Origin of the sequence: Mesobacillus harenae, from assembly GCF_013343715.1 — a bacterium.
In the GTDB taxonomy this organism is placed as follows: domain Bacteria; phylum Bacillota; class Bacilli; order Bacillales; family Cytobacillaceae; genus Mesobacillus_A; species Mesobacillus_A harenae.
Genome location: NZ_JABUNR010000003.1, coordinates 1 through 21,091, shown reverse-complemented (window position 1 = coordinate 21,091; position 21,091 = coordinate 1). Strand labels below are relative to the sequence as shown.

At 40.8% G+C, this 21,091-nt stretch carries 21 protein-coding genes; 7 read left to right on the top strand and 14 right to left on the bottom strand.

Features of this window, described 5'->3' with window-relative positions:
• Positions 1-3 precede the first annotated feature (3 nt).
• Entirely contained in the window at positions 4-522 is a 519-nt protein-coding gene (locus tag HRJ06_RS04170) for a hypothetical protein (RefSeq protein ID WP_174729401.1), read from the bottom strand.
• A 154-nt stretch (positions 523-676) separates the two neighbouring features.
• Between HRJ06_RS04170 and HRJ06_RS04165 the strand changes: the two genes are divergently transcribed.
• The gene (locus tag HRJ06_RS04165) at positions 677-1,123 is read left to right on the top strand and encodes a YtoQ family protein (RefSeq protein WP_174729398.1); all 447 of its coding nucleotides are present in this window, start codon (positions 677-679) and stop codon (positions 1,121-1,123) included.
• 600 nt (positions 1,124-1,723) lie between these two features.
• On the opposite strand, the gene HRJ06_RS04160 is transcribed toward HRJ06_RS04165, so the two are convergent.
• Both HRJ06_RS04160 and HRJ06_RS04155 read right to left on the bottom strand, forming a co-directional pair.
• Positions 1,724-2,251 carry a DUF84 family protein gene (locus tag HRJ06_RS04160; protein ID WP_174729395.1) on the bottom strand — a complete coding sequence of 176 codons (528 nt, stop codon included), beginning with the start codon at positions 2,249-2,251 and terminating at the stop codon, positions 1,724-1,726.
• Between the two features lie 193 nt (positions 2,252-2,444).
• Positions 2,445-3,518: a M42 family metallopeptidase gene (locus tag HRJ06_RS04155; RefSeq protein ID WP_174729393.1), complete on the bottom strand. Its 1,074-nt coding sequence runs from the start codon at positions 3,516-3,518 to the stop codon at positions 2,445-2,447.
• A gap of 252 nt (positions 3,519-3,770) precedes the next feature.
• Between HRJ06_RS04155 and HRJ06_RS04150 the strand changes: the two genes are divergently transcribed.
• Positions 3,771-4,082: a PepSY domain-containing protein gene (locus tag HRJ06_RS04150; RefSeq protein ID WP_174729390.1), complete on the top strand. Its 312-nt coding sequence runs from the start codon at positions 3,771-3,773 to the stop codon at positions 4,080-4,082.
• Between the two features lie 105 nt (positions 4,083-4,187).
• Here the strand turns inward: HRJ06_RS04150 and HRJ06_RS04145 are convergent, their stop codons facing one another.
• Both HRJ06_RS04145 and trmB read right to left on the bottom strand, forming a co-directional pair.
• On the bottom strand, positions 4,188-5,030 hold the full coding sequence (locus tag HRJ06_RS04145) for a YtnP family quorum-quenching lactonase (protein ID WP_174729387.1): 843 nt from the start codon (positions 5,028-5,030) through the stop codon (positions 4,188-4,190).
• Positions 5,031-5,192: 162 nt separating this feature from the next.
• Complete coding sequence (gene trmB, locus HRJ06_RS04140; RefSeq protein WP_174729384.1) at positions 5,193-5,840, bottom strand: tRNA (guanosine(46)-N7)-methyltransferase TrmB; 648 nt, start codon at positions 5,838-5,840, stop codon at positions 5,193-5,195.
• Between the two features lie 170 nt (positions 5,841-6,010).
• Here trmB and HRJ06_RS04135 point away from each other — a divergent pair, with 170 nt between their 5' ends.
• On the top strand, positions 6,011-6,289 hold the full coding sequence (locus HRJ06_RS04135) for a YtzH-like family protein (protein WP_174729382.1): 279 nt from the start codon (positions 6,011-6,013) through the stop codon (positions 6,287-6,289).
• A 3-nt stretch (positions 6,290-6,292) separates the two neighbouring features.
• On the opposite strand, the gene HRJ06_RS04130 is transcribed toward HRJ06_RS04135, so the two are convergent.
• From HRJ06_RS04130 to thpR, 4 genes are all read right to left on the bottom strand, one after another.
• Complete coding sequence (locus HRJ06_RS04130) at positions 6,293-7,066, bottom strand: phosphotransferase family protein (RefSeq protein ID WP_174729379.1); 774 nt, start codon at positions 7,064-7,066, stop codon at positions 6,293-6,295.
• A gap of 316 nt (positions 7,067-7,382) precedes the next feature.
• A complete protein-coding gene (gene pulA / locus HRJ06_RS04125) occupies positions 7,383-9,533 on the bottom strand; it encodes a type I pullulanase (protein WP_174729376.1) in 2,151 nt (716 codons plus the stop codon).
• 215 nt (positions 9,534-9,748) lie between these two features.
• Complete coding sequence (locus HRJ06_RS04120; RefSeq protein ID WP_174729373.1) at positions 9,749-10,723, bottom strand: nuclease-related domain-containing protein; 975 nt, start codon at positions 10,721-10,723, stop codon at positions 9,749-9,751.
• Between the two features lie 25 nt (positions 10,724-10,748).
• Complete coding sequence (thpR, locus tag HRJ06_RS04115; protein WP_174729370.1) at positions 10,749-11,321, bottom strand: RNA 2',3'-cyclic phosphodiesterase; 573 nt, start codon at positions 11,319-11,321, stop codon at positions 10,749-10,751.
• A 217-nt stretch (positions 11,322-11,538) separates the two neighbouring features.
• Here thpR and cysK point away from each other — a divergent pair, with 217 nt between their 5' ends.
• Positions 11,539-12,471 (top strand): cysteine synthase A, encoded by a 933-nt coding sequence (cysK, locus tag HRJ06_RS04110; RefSeq protein WP_174729367.1) that lies wholly within the window; start codon positions 11,539-11,541, stop codon positions 12,469-12,471.
• An 84-nt stretch (positions 12,472-12,555) separates the two neighbouring features.
• Here cysK and dat read toward each other — a convergent pair whose 3' ends face one another.
• Both dat and pepV read right to left on the bottom strand, forming a co-directional pair.
• On the bottom strand, positions 12,556-13,410 hold the full coding sequence (gene dat / locus HRJ06_RS04105) for a D-amino-acid transaminase (RefSeq protein ID WP_174729364.1): 855 nt from the start codon (positions 13,408-13,410) through the stop codon (positions 12,556-12,558).
• Positions 13,411-13,425: 15 nt separating this feature from the next.
• Positions 13,426-14,841: a dipeptidase PepV gene (gene pepV, locus HRJ06_RS04100; protein ID WP_174729361.1), complete on the bottom strand. Its 1,416-nt coding sequence runs from the start codon at positions 14,839-14,841 to the stop codon at positions 13,426-13,428.
• Positions 14,842-15,405: 564 nt separating this feature from the next.
• Between pepV and HRJ06_RS04095 the strand changes: the two genes are divergently transcribed.
• A complete protein-coding gene (locus tag HRJ06_RS04095) occupies positions 15,406-15,627 on the top strand; it encodes a DeoR family transcriptional regulator (RefSeq protein ID WP_174729358.1) in 222 nt (73 codons plus the stop codon).
• A gap of 96 nt (positions 15,628-15,723) precedes the next feature.
• Here HRJ06_RS04095 and HRJ06_RS04090 read toward each other — a convergent pair whose 3' ends face one another.
• A complete protein-coding gene (locus HRJ06_RS04090) occupies positions 15,724-16,455 on the bottom strand; it encodes a pseudouridine synthase (protein ID WP_174729355.1) in 732 nt (243 codons plus the stop codon).
• Between the two features lie 174 nt (positions 16,456-16,629).
• Here HRJ06_RS04090 and HRJ06_RS04085 point away from each other — a divergent pair, with 174 nt between their 5' ends.
• Positions 16,630-16,926: a hypothetical protein gene (locus HRJ06_RS04085; protein WP_174729352.1), complete on the top strand. Its 297-nt coding sequence runs from the start codon at positions 16,630-16,632 to the stop codon at positions 16,924-16,926.
• Between the two features lie 36 nt (positions 16,927-16,962).
• On the opposite strand, the gene HRJ06_RS04080 is transcribed toward HRJ06_RS04085, so the two are convergent.
• On the bottom strand, positions 16,963-18,630 hold the full coding sequence (locus tag HRJ06_RS04080) for a putative polysaccharide biosynthesis protein (RefSeq protein ID WP_174729349.1): 1,668 nt from the start codon (positions 18,628-18,630) through the stop codon (positions 16,963-16,965).
• 352 nt (positions 18,631-18,982) lie between these two features.
• Here HRJ06_RS04080 and HRJ06_RS04075 point away from each other — a divergent pair, with 352 nt between their 5' ends.
• A complete protein-coding gene (locus tag HRJ06_RS04075; protein WP_174729347.1) occupies positions 18,983-20,257 on the top strand; it encodes a BaiN/RdsA family NAD(P)/FAD-dependent oxidoreductase in 1,275 nt (424 codons plus the stop codon).
• Between the two features lie 307 nt (positions 20,258-20,564).
• Here HRJ06_RS04075 and HRJ06_RS04070 read toward each other — a convergent pair whose 3' ends face one another.
• Positions 20,565-20,747 (bottom strand): sporulation protein Cse60, encoded by a 183-nt coding sequence (locus HRJ06_RS04070; RefSeq protein WP_174729344.1) that lies wholly within the window; start codon positions 20,745-20,747, stop codon positions 20,565-20,567.
• Positions 20,748-21,091: the final 344 nt, after the last annotated feature.

Here is a 21,091-nt window from a genome sequence, read left to right as displayed (position 1 = left end):
CTATTATTCAGCACTCTTAAATTTAACAGAATTCGCTAACTCCATCATTACTACTGCATCTTCTTCAAAGTCCTTTGCCTTTGTTTCAGTTGTTACTTTTATCCCGCCGATTCCAACGATTAATTCATATAACTCGTCTTCAGTACTGTCCAATAACATATATCCAAACTTTTCGTCTTTTGTATAAGTTTCGTTCATATCGGGTTCAGGATTCTGGTTTAAAGTGGAATTGTAAACAACCTCACTCTCTAATCCTTCATGCTGATTATAGAACAGAATATAAGTTTTGGAACCGTTTTTAAGAAGAATATTATTAGGTGACTCATTGTCAACTTTTAGGCCAGCAGGTAAATGGAAATCTATATCTTTTGAACTAGTATTTACGACTTCAGGTTTACTGTTGAAAGCTTCTTTAACAGCCAGATTTACTGACTCTTTCTGATCCTGAACGGATTCCGAACAAGCTCCGAGCATTAAGGCAGCTGCAATACTTACAAGGGCGGTAACTAGTCTTTTTGTCATACTTTCCCCTCCAGGATAATTACAATCTAATCCTTTTCTATCATACCTTTCAAGTAAACACCCTGACAACCCTAATATTGCATTTTCCCTTTCGTTAAAAAAAATTGTCGAAAAGTGGTAATATGTTAGTTAACTAGGCAGAGGAGGATGTTAGATGGAATTAACAGTTTATTTAGCAGGAGAAATACATAGTAATTGGAGAGAGGAGATAAAAGAAAAGGCTAAATCGCTAAAGCTTCCTATTCATTTTGTTGGGCCAATGGAAAATCATGACCGTTCTGATTTAATTGGAGAAGAAATATTGGGAGAGCAGCCTGACCCTGTTTTTCGTGATGCTGCAGCCTCAAGCATTAACAATTTGCGGACAGAAATATTAATGAAAAAGTCGGACATGGTAATTGCCTTATTTGGCGAGAAGTACAAACAGTGGAATACAGCAATGGATGCAAGCGCAGCGATCAACCTTGGAAAACCACTTATCCTTATCAGACCAAAAGAACTTCATCATCCATTAAAAGAGCTGTCAAGCAAGGCAAGCGTTACAGTTGAAACAGTGAACCAAACAATTAAAGTCCTATCCTACATCTTTGAAGAAAAGTGAAAACAAAAGCGGAGACGACTGGTTAGAAACGCGAAAACTGGAGGCTCCGACTAAGAAGCGTTCCTTGCTTCTGTCGGAGGAGCTGAAGTTTTCCGAGTTTCTAGGAGTCGAAGCTGGATGAAACAAAGGCTGAAGCGCCTTGACCAACCCCGATAAGCGCTGGAGGGCCTGAAGTTGAAGTCGTCCTTTGACTTCAGCGGCAGGACCGAAGCGACTCGAGGGGTTAGGCGCTGAAGCTGGATGAAACAAAAGCGGAGACGACTGGTTAGAAACGCGAAAACTGGAGGCTCCGACTAAGAAGCGTTCTTTGCTTCTGTTGGAGGAGCTGAAGTTTTCCGAGTTTCTAGGAGTCGAAGCTGGATGAAACAAAAGCGGAAGCGCCTTGACCAACCCCGACAAGCGCTGGAGGGCCTGAAGTTGAAGTCGTCCTTTGACTTCAGCGGCAGGACCGAAGCGACTCGAGGGGTTAGGCGCTGAAGCTGGATGAAACAAAAGCGGAAACGCCTTGTGCAAATAAAAATAGCCCCTCCTTCCAAGCTGTTTGGGAGGAGGGGCTATTTTGATTTTAGGAAGCCTATTTCGGAAAGGCTGATAGTGTCACTAACCGAACGGATTTTCCTTAATCATTGTTTTCCGGTATTGGTATTGACCAACAAGAAGCTTTGTCACATGTAAAAACATATCAGCACGGTCCACTAACCCGTTTGTGAAGATTCCGACTGCTCCTTCATGCTTCCGGACATCCTGTTTATTGAAAAAATCATCCATAACCGGACCTAGCTCTTCACCGGCTCTTATTCTCTCAGCTATTTTTTCTGGCAGCAGGAATCTTGCCCCTCCTGCAATAATTGGCGGTTTATCTTTTTCAACTAGTGCCCCCCAATTACACAGACAAAGCCCCAAGGAAATTTCCTGGACGCCTCCTTCCAGCCCGATTCCGATATCACCTTCCTGGGCTGCCGCTGTTGCGCGATTGACAGCTCCACGGATGGTCTCTTCATCAGTTGCAGGCTGCTCACTAACACCAGACGGGATGTTCACTGAAAAAAAAGAATTATTGGCAGCGGGAAACGCAAGTTCAACTGCTGCGATTTTCGAGGGGTTTACTGTTCCAATCACAATCTTCAATTATATTCCTCCCTGAGGTGCTCAAGCCTCTTAAACCAGCCTCACAAACGCTTCGTGCTAGAAGCTCAAGTCGTACTTAGCTTTTAATCAGCTGGAGCAAGCGACCTTGATTTTCTTGAAGGCGTGCTAGTCATTATTATCTTTTATAAAAAAACAAGGCAGCATAGACTGCCTCGCTTATCCTGCCCCCAAATCAGCTATTCTGTTTAATGGTATCAACTGTGCTTTTATCACTAGCTTTAACTAGCTTGATTAACAGTTCTTTAGCTGCTGCATAATCATCCACATGTATGATCGATGCAGCAGTGTGGATATAGCGAGAGCAGATACCTACGACAGCACTTGGCACACCCTCATTCGAGATATGGACTTTTCCAGCATCCGTCCCTCCCTGGGATACAAAGTACTGATAGGGGATATTGTGCGTCTCAGCCGTATCAAGAATAAACTCCCTCATACCGCGGTGTGTAACCATGGAACGGTCAAAAATTCTTAAAAGCGCTCCTTTGCCTAACTGGCCAAACTCTTTTTTATCGCCTGACATATCATTTGCTGGACTGGCATCAAGTGCATAGAAAATATCCGGCTTAATAAGATTTGCTGCCGTTTGAGCCCCTCTTAGCCCAACCTCTTCTTGAACTGTAGCACCTGAATATAACAGGTTAGGAAGTTTCTCATCTTCAAGCTCCTGCAGCAGTTCAATTGCCAATCCGCAGCCATAACGGTTATCCCAAGCCTTAGCAAGTACTTTCTTGCTGTTGGACATAGGAGTATACGGGCAGACAGGAACAATTTGCTGGCCTGGTTTAATGCCTATTCTTTTTGCATCCGCTCTGTCATCCGCGCCGATGTCAATTAACATGTTTTTAATTTCCATCGGTTTGCTTCGCTTAGCTTCATCCAATAAATGCGGCGGAATTGATCCGATTACCCCGATAACCGGACCGTGATCCGTAATAATTTCTACCCGCTGTGCCAGCAGGACCTGGCTCCACCAACCACCTATTGTCTGAAAGCGCAGCATACCATTTTCGGTGATCGAAGTAACCATAAATCCTACCTCGTCCATATGCCCTGCAACCATTACAGTAGGACCATCAATTTCACTTTTTTTAATGCCAAATATTCCACCCAGTTTATCCTGGACCACTTCATCTGCATATTTTGTTAATTGCTCTTTCATAAATTGACGGACTTTGTGCTCATTCCCTGCAACTCCAGGAAGTTCGGTTAACGTCTGAAAAAGCTTTGAAGTTTGCTCATTCATCAAAAATTTGCTCCTTTATATGAAAAAGATTTAAGCTACTCATAATGCAGAAGACTGAATACGTTTCGACTGCTATTGAACATATTATGTACATTCCATATTTTACAGAACTTTCACTCGCCTTTCCAACGATTTGATATTGAAGGAAGTTTTCAAACCGTTCTGCTCCCTGCCAAATGATTTGAATACAAGTAAAGTCATGCTATGATAAGAGTATTAAATTGGTAATAATTGAAGGTTGGAGGTCGCCATATGAATTGGAAATCATTTATTTACGGAGTCGGAATTGGAGCAGTAAGCGGATTTGCCGCCAAAGAACTCCTCTCACAGAAAAACCTGGTATCCGCTGAAAAAGTACTTGATAATACTAAAGCAGCCTTTAAGAAAGAAGGACCCATTAGCGGCTCATGGATTAATATGAATCCAGAAGCCTATACAAAGTCTCCGCTAGAATATAAAGTCTATAAAGGCGGAATCACCCGGAATATTGGAGGGCGCACGGAACATTTTGAGTTCATAGCAGATGCAGAGACCGGGACTATACTTGACGTTTATACCATCTAACTGCTCTAAATTCTAAAGCCTAATTCTTTTGAAAAAGACCTGCCCGTGAGGAAGGTCTTTTTCGTTTCTTTAGATGTTTATTTACACAAAACTAATAATTCGTCTTTACGGTCTAATCCTTTTAACTGATTCTGCTATTTTTCCATTCTCGTCAAATCGGATAGCCCGGTAATAGGCATCATGGTAAAACGTAAACCATGCGTTCGCTTTCAGACCATGCTCTGTCCATTTCTGCTTTGCTGCAATCGAGTCCATTGGGTAATCATCGTAGGCCATAACCCAAAGGGGATTTTGGTGAGCATGTGTACCCATTAGGTCGGCCATATGAATAATTTGATCCTCACCGCCATCAATAACGATGATTGAGTGCCCGTTACTGTGGCCTCCCGTATGAACCATTTTGATCGGGCCAAAATTCCACTCATTTTCAAATGGCTCAACCTGACTTTCTATTGGTTCCCAATTTTCCTTCCAATATGTATTTTTTGACCGGATGTTTGGATTTTTCATTTCATTCCATTCTACGTTTGATGTAATAATTCTAGCATTGGGAAAAGCAGAAACATAGCCCTCTCCAACTGGGTTGGTTAAACCGCATGCATGATCGAAATGGAGGTGTGTCATTAAAATAAAATCAATGTCTTCTGCTCTTAAATTTAACTTTTCTAGAGACTCGTCCAGCTTTGATTCCTCAAGAACTCCAAAATTTCTTTTTAGCTTATCGTTCATTTTACCTTTGCCAATTCCAGTTTCAATTAAAAAGTTTTTTCCTCCAGATTGTAACAGGATTGGATCAGTCCTTAGTTCAATCTGATTCTGTTCATTTACCGGATACTTTCTTGACCACAGCGGCTTAGGTACTACTCCAAACATAGCCCCCCCGTCAAGATGGGTTACTCCACCATTAAGCCATGTCATCTTCACGTTTTCCAGCACTAAAGTCTCCAAATAGAATACCTCCTAAGTCTCCATTACCATTCTACCCTTTCTATTCTACCACCCACGCTTTAATATTTTAAATTTTTTGATCATTCTCTCTACCTAAAAAAGGAGTTGGTCCCTTCATAAAAAAACCTGCCTCCAAGAAAGACAGGTTTCAGAATCACTATTCTATTTTCTTGCTGGATACCCGACTTCGCAGCGATAAATCCGATTGCCCTTGGATGAAAATTTCTCTTCATATTCAGTCATTATATTTCCTTCGAATTCACTTTTGTGCAAATCCAAACTAACATACTTTAATGTTAGTCCATATTCGGAGAAGCTGACAAGCGAGTACTCAAACAAACCTTGGTTATCCGTCTTAAAATGTATTTCGCCATCTTCTGGCAATACTTCAGCATATACATCAAGAAAGCTTTTAAAGGTCAACCTTCTTTTTTCATGGCGGGTTTTCGGCCAAGGATCTGAGAAATTTAAATAAACACGTCCTACTTCTCCATTAGAAAAGAATTCACGAAGGTCTGCAGCATCACTATTTAAAAGCTTACAATTAGGAAGCTGCTCCTCAATCAGAAGATCAAGAGCAGACACAATAACACTTTCCTGCATTTCAATTCCAATATAATTTATGTTGGGATTTGCTTTGGCCATACCGGTAATAAACTGCCCTTTACCTGTGCCAATTTCAATATGGAGCGGCTGCTGATTATCAAATACTTCGCTCCATTTCCCACGGCATGCTGCAGGGTCTTGAATCACATACTGTGGATTTTGTTCTAATTTATCTTTTGCCCAAGGCTTATTTCTTAATCTCATGCTGACACCTCTACAAATTTTTCATATCGTAAACCATATCATGACGTTAAAACATTTTCAAGAGTATCAAAAAATCACCACGCTAAAATGTATAAATAAAAAAAGAATTCACAACCTAGATGTGAATTCTTTTTTTGCTTCATTTCGCTACTGATGAAAGGATGATCCTTATGCCGTTACACTCTAATGACCAGGTTAATCTGTTAAAAGATATCCTGACTAATCAACAAACTGATTGCTGTGGCTCTGTTGCCGAATGTGAACAGCTGGAGAGACTTGTTAAATCGTTAATGGTCAATGCCAGCGTTGATAATAATGTGAAAACAATTCTTCAGGAGGTTTATGATTACAGCCAAGATGGCATTCGGTCAACTAACTTGGATCAGCACATTCTATCCAATCAGGAACAGCTGTCCTCATGGGTATCAGGCATTGATCAATTTTCATAGAGCCTAGGCAACATCATCGATGAATTGTATCCATCGGTCCATTTCAGTAAACCTATTTTGCGTTCGGTACCATTGAATCATTGAAATGGTCTGTGCATAGACATACCATTTCATTCTAAGCAGAAGATTATCCGTTAAGGCTATCCCGTACCGATCGAGCCAGCTTTCCCACGACTCTCTGGGAATGTACCAATGAAGAAGCAGTCCAAGATCAATGGCAGGATCCGCAATAACCGCTCCATCCCAATCAATTAGGTAAAGCTGGCTGTTTTCAGTTAACAGCCAGTTATTATGGTTAACATCGCTGTGACAAACGACTTTTTCATTGCTGTCTACATTTGCAACCTCTTCTGATAAAAATTTCATTGCTGCTTTCACCGGTTCCTGTAAAAGAAGCTCCTTGTCTAAATCCCCTTTTATAATGGCAAGCAAATCCTCTGGGTGAAGTGGATGTTTCCCAAGTCTTTTCAGCATACCGAGCAAAGGTTTAGAACAGTGAATTTTCTTTAAAAGTAATGCCACCCGGTCATCGTTCATTTCTGGCGGCTTCAGTTCTCTGCCGTTTAACCACTGTTGCGCTGTTATCACATCACCAGTTTCAAGTCTTTTTGTCCAAACAAGCTTAGGGACAATTCCTTCTGCTGATAAAACAGCAAGAAAAGGGGATGAGTTGCGTTTTAAAAACAAACGCTCTTCTTTATACTGAGCAAAAAAGGCAGCGCCTGTTGCACCACCTGCAGGAACTATTTCCCATTCTTGTCCAAATAAGTCTTCCAAAGTTGCTCACCTTCAATGTGTTCGCTATTTATCACAGCTGAAATTGGTTCTGTAATCCTACAAGCAGTACAGAACTTCTTGCTTATTCCTGTGGCCAAGTACACTCAAGCTGTTTAAGCTAACATTTCCTCATCTATATTCTAAGTAATGTATCCATAATAAAAAAAGATAGCTATTGAAAAGTATAATCCTACAATAGCTATCTACTTGAATTTTATCTCCTAATAGCTTTCCCCGTCAAGTCTATCAGAAATGATTCTAGCTTATCGCTGTATCTTAAAAGGAGGTATAAGTTCAAAGCCTACCGGTTTGAAGATTATTTTACAACTATAGAAATACTCATGGGCTCCAATGTTATATCTTGTTCCAGAATGGTTCCGAAAGGCTTATCAGAAGCTTTTATATAATTGGCCAATATATTCCATGGCTCTTTTCCTGGGAGCCTGGCTTTGTGTTTTGTACCCGATGGGTTAAAGTATACGGCTAACTGATCCCATTTCCCAAGATGTATTACGTCGGAAAAAACATACCCGATCAATGGAAATGGCAAATCTAAAAATTTCATATGATGCTGAATTAAGTGTTTTTCACGCAGCCTGAATGCACCATGAGATTTTCTTATAGCTATTAAACCTTTTATATAATCTACTTCATCGATATTGGCATCCCTTCTATTCCAGTCGAGCCAATTTACTTTATCAGGGGAACGATAACTGTTTCCAACCCCACTTTTTGTTCTGAAAAATTCTTGGCCGCTGTGCAGAAATGGGACCCCCTGAGCGAGCAAGACCATCCCTGTCGAAAGCCTCTGCTGCATTCTCCTGGTATCTTCCTCGTAATCTTCGTTGCAGACCTTCAACTTATCCCATAATGTATGATTATCATGGGATTCAACATAATTTACAGACTGTCCGGGTTTTGAAAAAAGCCCATTTTTCCTTTTCCCTATCCCGATACTCCCAGCCAAGACTTGTTTTGCAGCTTCTAGATATCTTTCATTGCCTAAAGCATAGCCACGATCATACAAATTAAAGGTACTGCCTTTTATCGTATCCCTGAACCAGTCATTAAACTGGCCGATCCGAGGAAGCTTATCTTGATTACCAATTGTCGCTTTCTCGTTTGCCGGAAGCGGTGTATTCAAATCCCAGCCTTCCCCAAATATAAGGATCGATGGATTAATATGGTCGGCTGTTTGCCTAATTTGATTCATTGTCTCAACATCTAAGATACCCATTAAATCAAACCGGATGCCATCGATATGGTATTGACTGATCCAGTACGTAACGGAGTCAACAATAAATTTCCTTGCCATCCTGCGTTCAGAAGCGAAATCATTGCCTACTCCCGTTCCATTAGAAGGAAGTCCATGTTCGTTATGTCTAAAAAAGTAGCCAGGAACTATTTTTTCAAAAGAAGAATCTTCCCTGATATAAACATGATTATAGACTGCATCCATGATGACTCGAATCCCTTGTGTGTGAATGGATCTAATCATTGCCTTTAATTCAATAATTCTAGCGTAAGGATCAGTAGGATCAGAGGAGTAGCTGCCTTCAGGTGCATTAAAATGAAGCGGGTTATATCCCCAGTTATATTCCCCTGATGGAGCGGTCTCATCCACTCCAGCAAAATCGTTGAAGGGCAGCAATTCCAAATGGGTGATCCCGAGATCCTTTACATAGGCAAGGCCGGTTGGATGGCCGCCTCTGCTTACAGTACCTGTTTCTCCAGTACCAGTATAAGTGCCCTTTTGTGTAACTCCACTATCAGGATGGATCGTAAAATCCCTGATATGAGTCTCATATATAATGGCATCCACCGGATGGGAAAACGGAGGCAAATCCGGTTTCTCTATCTGGGTCTTCTTAAGATCGATCACCACACCATATTCTCCATTTACCGATACAGACCTTGCATAAGGATCGACAGCTATTCTCCATTCCTGATTAATGCATATTTTATAAGCATAACGGCAGTATTCAAGGTCTTTGTCTATCTCAAGTCTCCAAACGCCCTTATCGAATCGGTGCATTGGGACTTCTTTGAAAATCCTGCTGCCAGGGAAAGCAATTTTCAGTTTCACCTCTGTTGCTGTTGGTGCCCATAAGGCCAAAAAGGATTTTTTTTGAGTATAGAGCAGTCCGAGGTCATTCCCTTCATAAAAGAAACGCTCATCAAATTCAGGAGTCCGGATCACAGAGCCTATTTGAAGATCTGTTTTGCCGCCGTGCTCATCAATGATCCACCCTAATTGCCCGATATTAAACTCTTGTTCTAACTCACAAACATATTTTACATAATGATCAATTTGAATTGAATGTTTAATGGTTAAGGGGACCTTTTTTTGATCTTCTTCCAAATAAAAAAACGTGGAAGATCCCTGATGATAGGAGTATGGAATAAGCACGACAATTATTTTCATTTCATCCAAATAGGCTTCAAATTGCCGATTCATTTCAGCCATTTAAACCACCTCCTCAACTTGAAGTTCCATCTTTCTTTAGAGGGACTCTAGTGTGCGCTTTATTTTTAAGCTCTGTTAGACTGGGGCTTGACTTCCGCTACACTTTACAGAGTAGCAACTATTAACACGGTTCTTTGACACAGCCTTTTATTAAAAAACTCGTCTCGCCACTCATCCTTGTTTTTGAATTAACAAATAGAGCATAACCCCTTATTTTATTTATCCTCTACTTGACTCCATCTTTCTGACTCATTATGAATCTCCCATTCAGGCCTTCTTACACTTTGTGTCCGGCAATGCTGCAATAAAGCTAGTGCTGCTTTCAACTGCATATGTTTAAGAGGAGATTTAAGCGACCGTAAAGATTTAAACCACTCATCAAAATCACGCTTTTCAACGAAATTAGTATCATACGGACGGGACGGAAAGTCGATATAACCATCCATAGTAATTAAAGCTTTGTGAACAGGCAAATCTATTTCCGCGACTTGAAAAAGCTTACGGACAATTTGGTCAGTCCTGTTTAAGCCAATCAGCGGGTTTAATAGTTTTCCCTCAATCTCTCCTGTCCTTTTTACCCAGAATCGCTCTTTTGATCCGATAAAGACTGTATCTTGCTCTGTCTCTAAGAATGCCAGGGACCAAATTCCAGTAGGCGTAATAAGAATTACGTCTGTTTCAACAGAAGCATTTTTCAATAAAAAAATAGGCTTATATAAAATAAGAAACGTATCAGGTAAGCGCTGAAGCAAAAACTTCAGCCGCTCATCATTTAAATAGGACCTATCGAGAAAAGATTTTTCAGTCAGCGTTGAACTTGCCCATTTTAGCTGAAAGGGCAGCAGCTGGTCGAGAAAGTATTTCTTTAACTTTTCTATCGAGTCGATACTAGCAGGAATAATTGGATCTAGGCTGGAAGCCGACGGAGGTATATCTTCTGTCTTGGAATCCTCTCTTCCTTTTGTCTTAAAGGAAATTAGTTCCTTTAACTTCTCAAACAGTGGTACCTTTTCTGAACGTCTATTTATGTTGTTGTCTTCATCTGAAACCTTGGAGACCGGTCCTTGTGACCAATGGTCCTTCATCCCTTCCCATTGATCCTTTTTTAACCTGACAAACCTGGTGGGATAGGCATAAATATCTTGTTCATAGCGGGATACATAATCCTGCAGCTTAATTAACTGTCCCATTTATATCCCTGCCTTATCTATTCATTCATTTATCCATTAAAGGGATTGATGCAATGGCTTCATATTTTGGCTCTTTCCCCAAATGAGTCTTGTATAAAACTACTTCTCTTGCCACAAATGTTAGTGGTTCTTTATTAAATGGGTTATTATCCTCAAGCAAAGACGAATCGAACATTCTGCTCTTTTCCCACTTTCTCGCAAGAGTCACATGGGGATTAAACGGTCTTGATTCCAGTTCAAAATTAGCTTTAGAAGCAGCAGTATAAACACGTTCCCTTAATTCATAAAGAGCTATACTTTTCAGCATACCTGCCCAGAAAATTCTTGGAGATGAGCTATTTCCGAAAACACCAAGATGATCTATACTCACTGAAAACGAAGAAAACTCGTCTATTTCATCTATCGTATTTTCGCTTACAAGCTTAAGTTTTTGTTCAGAAGCATCTCCTAAAAACGCCAAGGTAATATGCAAATCCTGTGGATGAACCCATCGTTGGAATCTGAATTCTTCTTTTAATGGGTGAATCTTCTCCATAATCTCAGTTTTCATAGGAAAGGGAATAGCTAATGCAATGAAATAGTGATTTTTATGGTGCACTCTGTTTCATCTCCTGTTATGCCCACGTCTTTATTGTATCAAAACTCAAGGGACTGTTTACCATTTTATTCACATTATTTATTATCTTTGGTCCATTTCTTATAGTTTGATTGCCGATGGTGGATTATGTATTATAAGACCAACAACTTATAAAGTTTAAACAAGGCATATCCTGCTTTATCCTATACTGACAAAGTGGCAAGAAAGGAAGATACGAATGAAAACTGTAAATAACATCGCCGCATTGATTGGAGAAACTCCGATCGTTAAGCTTAACCGGCTTGCACCTGAAGGCGGGGCTTCTGTTTATCTTAAACTTGAATTCTTCAATCCAAGCAGAAGCGTTAAGGACCGGGCTGCTTTCAATATGATTGAAATGGCAGAGCAATCAGGGAAAATAACAAGTGATTCCACCATCATTGAGCCTACTAGCGGCAATACAGGCATTGGTTTGGCCATGAATGCTGCAGCACGAGGATACCGGGCTATCTTGGTCATGCCTGACACGATGACAGCTGAAAGAATAAATCTTTTAAAAGCCTACGGTGCCGAGGTCGTTTTAACACCTGGCGATGAGAAAATGCCCGGAGCTATCAAAAAAGCGAAGGAGCTTGCTGCAGAAATTCCTAATAGCTTTATTCCCATGCAGTTTGAAAATGATGCGAACCCTGATGCACACAGGAAAACGACAGCACTAGAGATTATTGAAGCTGTAAAGGAGCTTAACAAGCCCTTAGGCGCCTTTGTTGCCACTTCCGGAACAGGCGGAACAATTACAGGTACTGGTGAAGTTTTAAAAGAGACATACCCTGATATCGAAATTCATGTGGTTGAACCGGCTGGATCGCCAGTATTGTCCGGTGGAAAACCAGGCAAGCACAAACTTGTTGGCACAAGTCCTGGGTTCATCCCTGAGATTTTGAATCAAAATGTTTATGGAGAAATTCATCAAATTAAGGATGAAGAAGCTTATGATATCACCCGGCGTCTTGCAAGGGAGGAAGGCATTTTAGTAGGGCCTTCTTCTGGTGCAGCCTGCTATGCAGCCATCCAGGTTGCAAAGCGTCTGAAACCTGATGAAATTGTCATCTGTATTGCATGTGACACAGGGGAACGTTATTTATCAAGCGATCTTTTCCAGTTTGAATAACTGATCCGCAATCTGGAACTTTGGCAGTTTCCTTAACAACTAAAAAAACTGGCCCAGCATACTAAAGCTGCAGGGCCAGTTTTTTTATATTACACCACATTTTTTAATAATCGCATCCCCTAAGAGCTTCTGAAGTTTTAGCGTTACAATGCCTGGCAGTCCGTCTGCAACGGGCTGACCGTTAATTTTTACAATTGGCATGATTTCCGTGGTCGTTCCCATCATAAACACTTCATCCGCTTCTGCTAAATCAGTTAATGAAAAGGCTTCTTCTTCGGCCTGCATCCCGTTAAACGAGCATAGCTCAAGCGCCTTTTGCCTTGTTATGCCGTTCAAAATCAGATTAGTAGCAGGGTGCGTATAAATTATACCGTTTTTCACAATGGCTACATTTGTATGACTGCCTTCCGTCACCGTTTCTCCCCTGTGCAGAATTGCTTCAAAGCACCCAGCTTCTGCTGCTTTCTGTTTTGCAAGCAAGTTCCCAAGCAGATTTAAACTTTTGATATCACAGCGGAGCCATCTAATATCCTCTTCCGTAATCGCCTCAACACCTCTGCTCATGTTTTCCGCCGGCCGTGCTAATTCCTTTGTATATGCAACAAAAGTCAGCGGCACATTTGAGGCAGGAAAATTATGATTGCGGGGAGCTGTTCCTCTGGTAAATTGGATGTAAACGATCCCAGTCTGTAAAGTGTTTTTTTCTATTAATTCTCCCATCATCTCCTTCAGACTGGCCGCTGACAGGTCAATTTTCATGCCTATTTTTTCAGCACTTTGATGAAGACGCTGCAAATGCTCATCCGCTGTATACATTTTCCCATTATAAACCCGCACTACCTCATATACACCGTCACCAAATTGATAGCCCCTATCTTCAATATCAATTCTTGCAGATGACCTCTTGGCTATTTCCCCATTAATTATTATAAAGTCCATCATGCTCCCCCTTATTTATTTTGCCAATTCATATATTGCCTGTGCATATATTGCAGTAGCTCTGAAGAGATCCTCAAGGAATATATACTCATCTTTTTGATGAGCGACATCAGGTCTTCCAGGAAATAGCGAGCCAAACGCGACCCCGGATTTCAGGGAACGGGCGTAAGTTCCCCCGCCAATCGCTAATAGCTTCGCTTGCGTTCCTGTTTGTTCCTCATAAACCTTTTTCAGCGTTTGAATCAAGAAGTCCTTTTCATCAACATGATGAGGTGGAGAATCATCAAACTGATCAATTGCAAATCCTTCTGACTCCACTTTCTCTTTTAGAGTTTCCATCGTTCTGTTTAGATTGGTCGTCACCGGATAGCGCATATTTAATCCTAAACGGCCGCCTTGGGGTTTTGAATAAGCCAGCTTTCCGACATTAATGGTCAGTTCCCCGGTAATTTCGTCTGAGTAAACGATCCCTAACTCCGCACCTCGTGATTCTTTTCCAAAGTATCGTGTGACAAACTCAAAAAATTGGCGAGCTTGAGCATCTAATCCCAGTTCTGCTATAAAACCTGCCAGCAGAAGTCCTGCATTTTTGCCGTTGTCGGGTTCCATTCCATGGGCAGAAACACCTTCAACTTCAATGATCAATTCTCCATTTTCAACATGGTATTTTGCCTCAAGCTCATGCTTTTTTTTATAAAGGATAAAACGCTGTAAAACTTCATTTTGCTCTTGATTGACTACAAGTGATACTCGCGCAAAGTCAGGAACCATATTGTATCTTCTGCCTGATGTAAACTCGTTTACTTCTATAAGAGTCTCTTTATTCTCATATCCCTTAGGAGTTTGGACTAGGTCGTAGTCAGCAATTCCTTTTTCAGCATTAATAATTGGAAAATCAGCATCTGGGGCAAAACCCATAGACGGCATTTCTTCAGTTTTAAAGTAATGGTCCACACAACGCCAGTTGCTTTCTTCATCTGTCCCAATAATCATTCTGACTCTCTTTTTAAGAGGAAGCTTCAGCTCTTTGACGATTTTCATTGCATAGTAGGCAGCCATTGTTGGACCTTTATCGTCGATTGCTCCCCTGGCAAAGATCTTGCCATCCCGAATTTCAGCTCCATAGGGATCACTTGACCAGCCATCCCCTTCAGGAACAACATCAATATGGCATAAAACCCCGACAATTTCGTCTCCCGATCCAAATTCCAGATGCCCAGCAAGATTACCAGTATTTTTGGGCTGAAAACCATCCTGTTCGCCCATGGTCAGCATGAAATCCAATGCTTCTTTAATTCCCTGTCCAAGCGGTGCATCCTTTGTTGCAGTATCCTCCTCTAAAACACTTTTAATTTGCAGAAGTCTTTGGGTATCACTGATCAAATGAGATTTGCGCTTTGATACTTCCTCTGTCCAATTAACTGATGTCATAATAGATCCTCCATAAAATCTAAAATATGTAATGACTCAAACCTATCTCTATTAAATTATTTTATCCTAAAAATAATTTAGGACATTTATTGTTATCTACCCTAATAATAAAGCTTTTCACAACAGTTTATTAGTGTATGTCAAACTTTTTTGAAGTTATACTGCTAAGCTTCTAACTTTTATCCAAAAATGGACCTCAATAACCCGATAAATTATGTTAATCTTTAAAATATTCAATCTAATTGTCATAATTACCTTATCATTTGCCATATTGTATAAAAAAGAAAATTAATGAGGTGGTTTTAGGAACAAACCTGAGAATTTTTAGTAAATTTAATTAATTAAGTAGAAATTTTTTTAAAATAACGGTAAAATGTAAGACAATTCAAAGACTTTTATTCAAAAGCGCTCTCCCCTACTTTTTAAAGCAGTAAATTAGGGGTATAAATTTACAAAGGGGTTGTCTGGAAAGAAGAAAATTTACATAATTGAAGAGTTTATCTTCAATCGGCTGTCGGTCGCTGGAATGCCAAAGGTTTTAAAAAAGGATAGGGAGTGGTTTTCGTGAAGCCTTCAACTAACCGGATGATAAACCGAATCAAATCCATCTACATGTACATTCGAAAGAATGGTACTGTAACTACACAAGATCTTGTAGAGGAATTTGGTATAACTCCTCGCACCATCCAGAGAGATTTAAATGTCTTGGCTTATAACGACTTAGTTAAAAGTCCCAGCCGCGGTAAATGGACAACTACGCATAAAAAGGTCAAGTTGACTTCGTAATAGATGGTTAGCGGATGCCACGGTAACTGACGATTCTAATGCGATAAAGTTATTGTTTAATAATGAACCAAAAGCGGCCAGGGTCTGGCCGTTTTTCTAATTCTGATCCTCCTTGACCTCATAGCTTCTCAACTGCTCCACTTCGTCATCTGCGAGCTCTCGATATTCACCAAGCTCAAGCGTGTCATCTAGCCTCAATGGTCCCATAGTAAGCCGCTTAAGAAACACAACCTGTTTGCTGACTGCCTGAAACATCCTTTTCACTTGATGAAATTTCCCCTCTGTAATCGTAAGCTCAATCTCGGACCGCTTTCCGGAACTTAAAATAGTAAGTTTGCCAGGCTTCGTCTCATATCCATCATCAAGTGTCACCCCTTTTTCAAATACTCTTACATCCTCATCGGTTACTTGTCCCTCAATAACAGCAAAATATGTTTTTGGCACATGTTTTTTGGGAGATAAAAGCTTATGGGCAAGCTGACCGTCATTTGTAATCAATAGCAGTCCTTCAGTGTCCTTATCCAGCCTGCCTACAGGAAAGGGTTCAAGTACAGCATCCTCCACCTCAAGCAGGTCAATTACGGTTTTTTCCCTAACATCCTCGGTTGCCGAGATGACACCCGGCGGCTTATTCATCATAAAATAAATTTTATCCCTGTATTCAACTTCTTCACCATGTAAGAGCACAGTATCTGTTTCAGGGTTAATTTGATATTTAGAATCTTTAATTACTTTGCTATTAACAATAACAGCCCCATCTTTTAAGAGCTTTTTAACTTCTTTTCTGCTGCCAAAACCAAGATTGGCCAGCATTTTATCAATACGCATGAAATATTTCCTCCCTTAGCTCTTGGAGAAAACTGGCTAGGTACCGGACCTGGACAGTAATCAATGACTTTATTTTGATGCCTTCTTATAAATTTTTCTTCCCTGGGCTGGTGCCCACCCAGTAATCCCCTTGGCGCATAGACTAATATCATGCTTAAGTAAGGAGATGATATTATGCATTATCGTCAACAAGGTCAACAAGGTCAACAAGGTCAACAAGGCCAAGGCTTCGGGTTCCCTGGCGGGGGCTTCCCTGGTGGCGGGTTTCCTGGTGACGGCTTCCCTGGTGACGGCTTCCCTGGTGGCGGCTTCCCTGGTGGGGGCTTCCCTGGTGGAGGAGTTGACCGGCGTCTAGACCGAGTAGAACGACAGCTCGAGAGATTAAACCGGCAATTCCAGCAGTTAGAGCGCCGTGTAGACCGTATTGAGCGCAGACTCGGTTTCAGAACGGAAGATACACCTTATTATTAAGAAAAAGGTCTCCGCTTATTTAAAGCGGAGGCCTTTTTAAAATGGTAATCGAAGTTTTCTGAGAAGGCGATTAACCCTCTCTCCAAATAATAAGTTGATCAGGTTTGAGCGATAGCCTAAGTAGAAATAGATGGCTGCCCCGGCCACTGCACAAATTGCGGTAATTACGAGTGCCTGCAGTTTTGCTTCCGGAGAAAGAATAAGCAGCACGCCTTGGTACACAATATATGTCCCTATAAACATAGCAGCTGAAAATAAGCCAATCAGAAAAATTCTTCTTATCACAAATCGCATCGGATATTTTGCATACTTTCTTATCACATACATATTTATTAAAATCGCTGCCGTGTAGCCAAGTGCCGTTGCCAGTACAGCCCCCTGCGTTTCGTAAAGCTTAATGAGCGGAATGTTAAGGGTTAATTTTACTAAAAGGCCTACGAGCAAGCTTAAAATTGTAAACCGCTGTTCATTAATTCCCTGTAAGATCGCCGCTGTTACGGCAAATAAGGAAAATAAAATAGCAACCGGAGCATACGTCTGGAGTACCTCCGTACCTAGCGGCTTATTTTCATAAAACACGGTGAAGATCGGTTCGGCCAACAGTGAGAGTCCTACGACAGCTGGAACCGTTAAGTACAAAAGCACCTGAAAAGTCTGGTCCAGCTGCCGATTTAGGCTTTTTCTGTCGTTTTCAACAAATGCCTTCGTTATGCTAGGCACAAGTGTTAACGAAAAAGCAGTTGCAAGTGAAACTGGGATAATGACAAGCTTGTGAGTTTGGAAATTTAATACAGAGAATGCGGCTACTGCTTCCTCTTTTAAATGACCAATAGACATCATTGCATTCGTAAATGTCAGCTGATCAATAAACTGGAACAGAGGATTGGCTATCCCTACAAAGATAAATGGAGCAGCATAAATTATGATCTCCTTATACATTTCCCGCAAAGAAATATCCATTGTCCCTTTATCCTGCTCCAGCAGCTTGTCTAGATGCGGCTTTCGCTTATACCAATACCATATTAATACTGCAAGGCTCCCTAGTGCGCCTACAAAGGCCGCAAACGTTGCTACGCTTACAGCTGCTACTAGACTGCCTCCAAGGATATTGTAAACAATATACGCACCCGCAAGGAGGAATACAATCCGAACAACTTGTTCAACCACCTGCGAGACGGCTGAGGGACCCATTGACTGGTGCCCTTGAAAAAAACCTCGAATCAAACTCATGAAGGGCACAATAATCAAGGCAAAGCTGACTGCCCTTATGACAGTTGTGACATCAGCTTCAGTCACTTCCTCCCCCTCTGGCGTAGCTTTTACGTTTTCGCCACTTTCGACCTTGGCTACTTGCTGGTCATCGATCATGATATCTGCAAGCAGCGGCGCAGAAAAGTATAGGACCAGAAATGACAGGATACCGCTCGCAAGCATAACGGCGAGGCCAGATTTAAACAGCTTCCTCCCTATTTTATATTCGCCAAGGGCATTATATTTTGAAATAAACTTTGAGACTGCCAGCGGTACTCCAGCGGTGGCTATACTAATAAAAATCGTGTATGGCACGTAGGAAAAGTTATAAAGTGCTGTTCCATGGTCTTTAACAATCGCGTAAAACGGAATAACATAAAAAAGGCCGAGAAACTTCGAAATAAACGTTCCGAGCGTTAAAATGAACGTCCCTCTTAAGAGCTTAGATGACATAAAAATCCTTCCCACACTAAAAAGTATAACCGCACCGTCATTGACTTACTTATGTACTATATCTACGGCACACCAAGTCTTTATTGAACAATTACACTTCTATGAATTTATTTTCTTCTACGAAAATGTATTTTATCATAAAGAGTATATACCCTTTATATTTATACTTAATGTAAATAATTTTGGATTATTTGTAGTTTACCTTTCTTTCGGACTAATTGCCAATTCCCGCTGTTTTAATTAACACCGGAATGGAAATGTTTTATAATAGAGTATTCAATCGTTTTTATTGAAGTAAAATAATACAATCGAAAAATAACAATGTTTTTCAGAAAATAAAGTTGGTGAATTTATGCAATACGATGTTATTGTGATTGGCGGAGGACCTTCCGGCTTAATGGCAGCAATTGCTGCTGGTGAGCAAGGTGCTAAGGTCCTTTTGATTGATAAAGGCAGCAAGCTTGGAAGAAAGCTTGCCATTTCGGGTGGCGGAAGGTGCAATGTTACAAACCGCCTCCCAGTAGAAGAAATCATTAAGCATATACCCGGAAATGGACGGTTTTTATTCAGTGGTATGTCGATTTTCAGCAATGAGGATATAATTCAGTTTTTTGAAAAGCTTGGCATTCAGCTTAAGGAGGAAGACCATGGCCGGATGTTTCCTGTTACCGACAAGGCTCAATCCGTTGTGGACGCTCTGCTAAACAGGCTAAGTGCGCTTAATGTCGACATTAAAACAAACAGCCCTGTCCGAACAGTTCACTATGCTGATGGACAAGCTGAATCCGTTGAACTTGAAAACAACCAGTTGTATCACTCAAAAAGTATTATTATTGCGGTTGGCGGAAAATCCGTTCCCCATACTGGTTCAACTGGAGATGGCTATGCTTGGGCTGAAAAGGCAGGCCATACAATTACTGATTTGTTTCCTACTGAAGTGCCCGTAACATCATCAGAGCCTTTTATAAAAGATAAGACATTACAAGGCCTCTCATTGAGAGATGTTGCTTTAAGTGTGTTAAACCCTAAAGGCAAGCCACTTATCACTCATAAAATGGATATGATTTTTACGCATTTCGGTTTAAGCGGACCTGCCGTGCTCAGATGCAGCCAGTTTGTTGTAAAGGCAATGAAGAAATGGAATCTCCGTAAGGTTGTAATGAGCCTTGATGCACTCCCTGACATAAAAGAGGAAGCCTTATTCCAGGAAATCAGCAGCAGCTTTAAAAGTGATCCAAAAAAATCCGTGAAAAATTTATTAAAAGGTGTGCTTCCTGAAAGATACCTGTTATTTTTACTTGAACGAAATGGAATTAATCCGGCTACTCAGGGTGGACAGCTGGCGCACGAGAAAATCAGGGATTTTGTTAAGGATTGCAAACGCTTCGAAATTGAAGTGAACGGGACACTCTCGATCGATAAAGCGTTTGTGACTGGCGGAGGTGTTTCTGTAAAAGAAGTAGAACCTCAAACGATGGCTTCGAGACAAATGAAGGGGCTCTTTTTCTGTGGCGAGATACTCGATGTTCACGGCTATACAGGCGGATATAATATAACCTCTGCATTTGTCACTGGCCGCCTTGCTGGACTGAATGCCGGTGAATATGCATTAAAGAAGGAAAATTGAACAAATAGAAGCAGGTTATTATTTGTTTTTCGGGTGCCGAGCAGAACCTTTCTTACACAAACAAAGTTACAATAAATAAGTAAGCACAAAAGTGAAACGGCGGCTTGAGTAGTACGATCAGAGCCTGATCCGTTTTTGACTTCATCAGCTGGAGCGGAGCCCGGGCTAGATAAAAATATCGCGCCTGTTTTTTCCTAATTCATAAAAATGCACCCAAAAAGTTAGCTTACTCTAACTTCGGGTGCATTTTTTAATCTGAACTCGAGCTTGTTAGGTTATTAAGTCAGCTTCTTTTTTGGGAATAGTTTTACGACCGATAAACAACCATAGCGGAGAAGCAGTAAATTTGTTCTTCCTCTTCCTCATGGATAGCGGCTACATTGTATTTAATATCAAGCAGTTTATTTTCATCCAGCTTCTCTAAGAAACGGTTCATCTCCATTTCCAAATCCTTTTCATGCTCATGGTCAAAAACCCTTACTTGAATCATATTCGCTCTCCCTTTGCCTTTTTATATCATCATTGACAAAGTTGCTGAAAATTATAATTATTTAAAATTATAAAGCCAGCGAAATCGGTACAAAAGCCTTGCATCTAAACAAGGACTGGAGCTTCTTTAATAAGGAATTAAACATGAGAATTCAAACGCTAATTGTAATGCTCAGTTACCAATGATCTATAAAATAAGCGGAGATTTAAAGTTAGTCTAAAAAGTGGACACGTGAAAATGAGATTTTATTTATAATATAAATATCATTTAAAAGGACGTGTTCAAGATGGGGAAGCACTTTTCACAAGAGTACAAAGAATATGTATCCAAGTTAGTGGTAGAAG

What these genes read in the sequence shown, in the direction of transcription:
- HRJ06_RS04135 (WP_174729382.1), top strand. Translation starts at nt 6,011, where the DNA reads ATGCCGTTACACTCTAATGACCAGGTTAATCTGTTAAAAGATATCCTG.
- HRJ06_RS04090 (WP_174729355.1), bottom strand. Translation starts at nt 16,455, where the DNA reads ATGCGTATTGATAAAATGCTGGCCAATCTTGGTTTTGGCAGCAGAAAA.
- HRJ06_RS04170 (WP_174729401.1), bottom strand. Translation starts at nt 522, where the DNA reads ATGACAAAAAGACTAGTTACCGCCCTTGTAAGTATTGCAGCTGCCTTA.
- HRJ06_RS04155 (WP_174729393.1), bottom strand. Translation starts at nt 3,518, where the DNA reads ATGAATGAGCAAACTTCAAAGCTTTTTCAGACGTTAACCGAACTTCCT.
- pepV (WP_174729361.1), bottom strand. Translation starts at nt 14,841, where the DNA reads ATGACATCAGTTAATTGGACAGAGGAAGTATCAAAGCGCAAATCTCAT.
- HRJ06_RS04075 (WP_174729347.1), top strand. Translation starts at nt 18,983, where the DNA reads ATGCAATACGATGTTATTGTGATTGGCGGAGGACCTTCCGGCTTAATG.
- HRJ06_RS04085 (WP_174729352.1), top strand. Translation starts at nt 16,630, where the DNA reads ATGCATTATCGTCAACAAGGTCAACAAGGTCAACAAGGTCAACAAGGC.
- HRJ06_RS04070 (WP_174729344.1), bottom strand. Translation starts at nt 20,747, where the DNA reads ATGATTCAAGTAAGGGTTTTTGACCATGAGCATGAAAAGGATTTGGAA.
- HRJ06_RS04080 (WP_174729349.1), bottom strand. Translation starts at nt 18,630, where the DNA reads ATGTCATCTAAGCTCTTAAGAGGGACGTTCATTTTAACGCTCGGAACG.
- HRJ06_RS04120 (WP_174729373.1), bottom strand. Translation starts at nt 10,723, where the DNA reads ATGGGACAGTTAATTAAGCTGCAGGATTATGTATCCCGCTATGAACAA.
- trmB (WP_174729384.1), bottom strand. Translation starts at nt 5,840, where the DNA reads ATGAGATTAAGAAATAAGCCTTGGGCAAAAGATAAATTAGAACAAAAT.
- pulA (WP_174729376.1), bottom strand. Translation starts at nt 9,533, where the DNA reads ATGGCTGAAATGAATCGGCAATTTGAAGCCTATTTGGATGAAATGAAA.
- dat (WP_174729364.1), bottom strand. Translation starts at nt 13,410, where the DNA reads ATGGACTTTATAATAATTAATGGGGAAATAGCCAAGAGGTCATCTGCA.
- HRJ06_RS04165 (WP_174729398.1), top strand. Translation starts at nt 677, where the DNA reads ATGGAATTAACAGTTTATTTAGCAGGAGAAATACATAGTAATTGGAGA.
- HRJ06_RS04150 (WP_174729390.1), top strand. Translation starts at nt 3,771, where the DNA reads ATGAATTGGAAATCATTTATTTACGGAGTCGGAATTGGAGCAGTAAGC.
- cysK (WP_174729367.1), top strand. Translation starts at nt 11,539, where the DNA reads ATGAAAACTGTAAATAACATCGCCGCATTGATTGGAGAAACTCCGATC.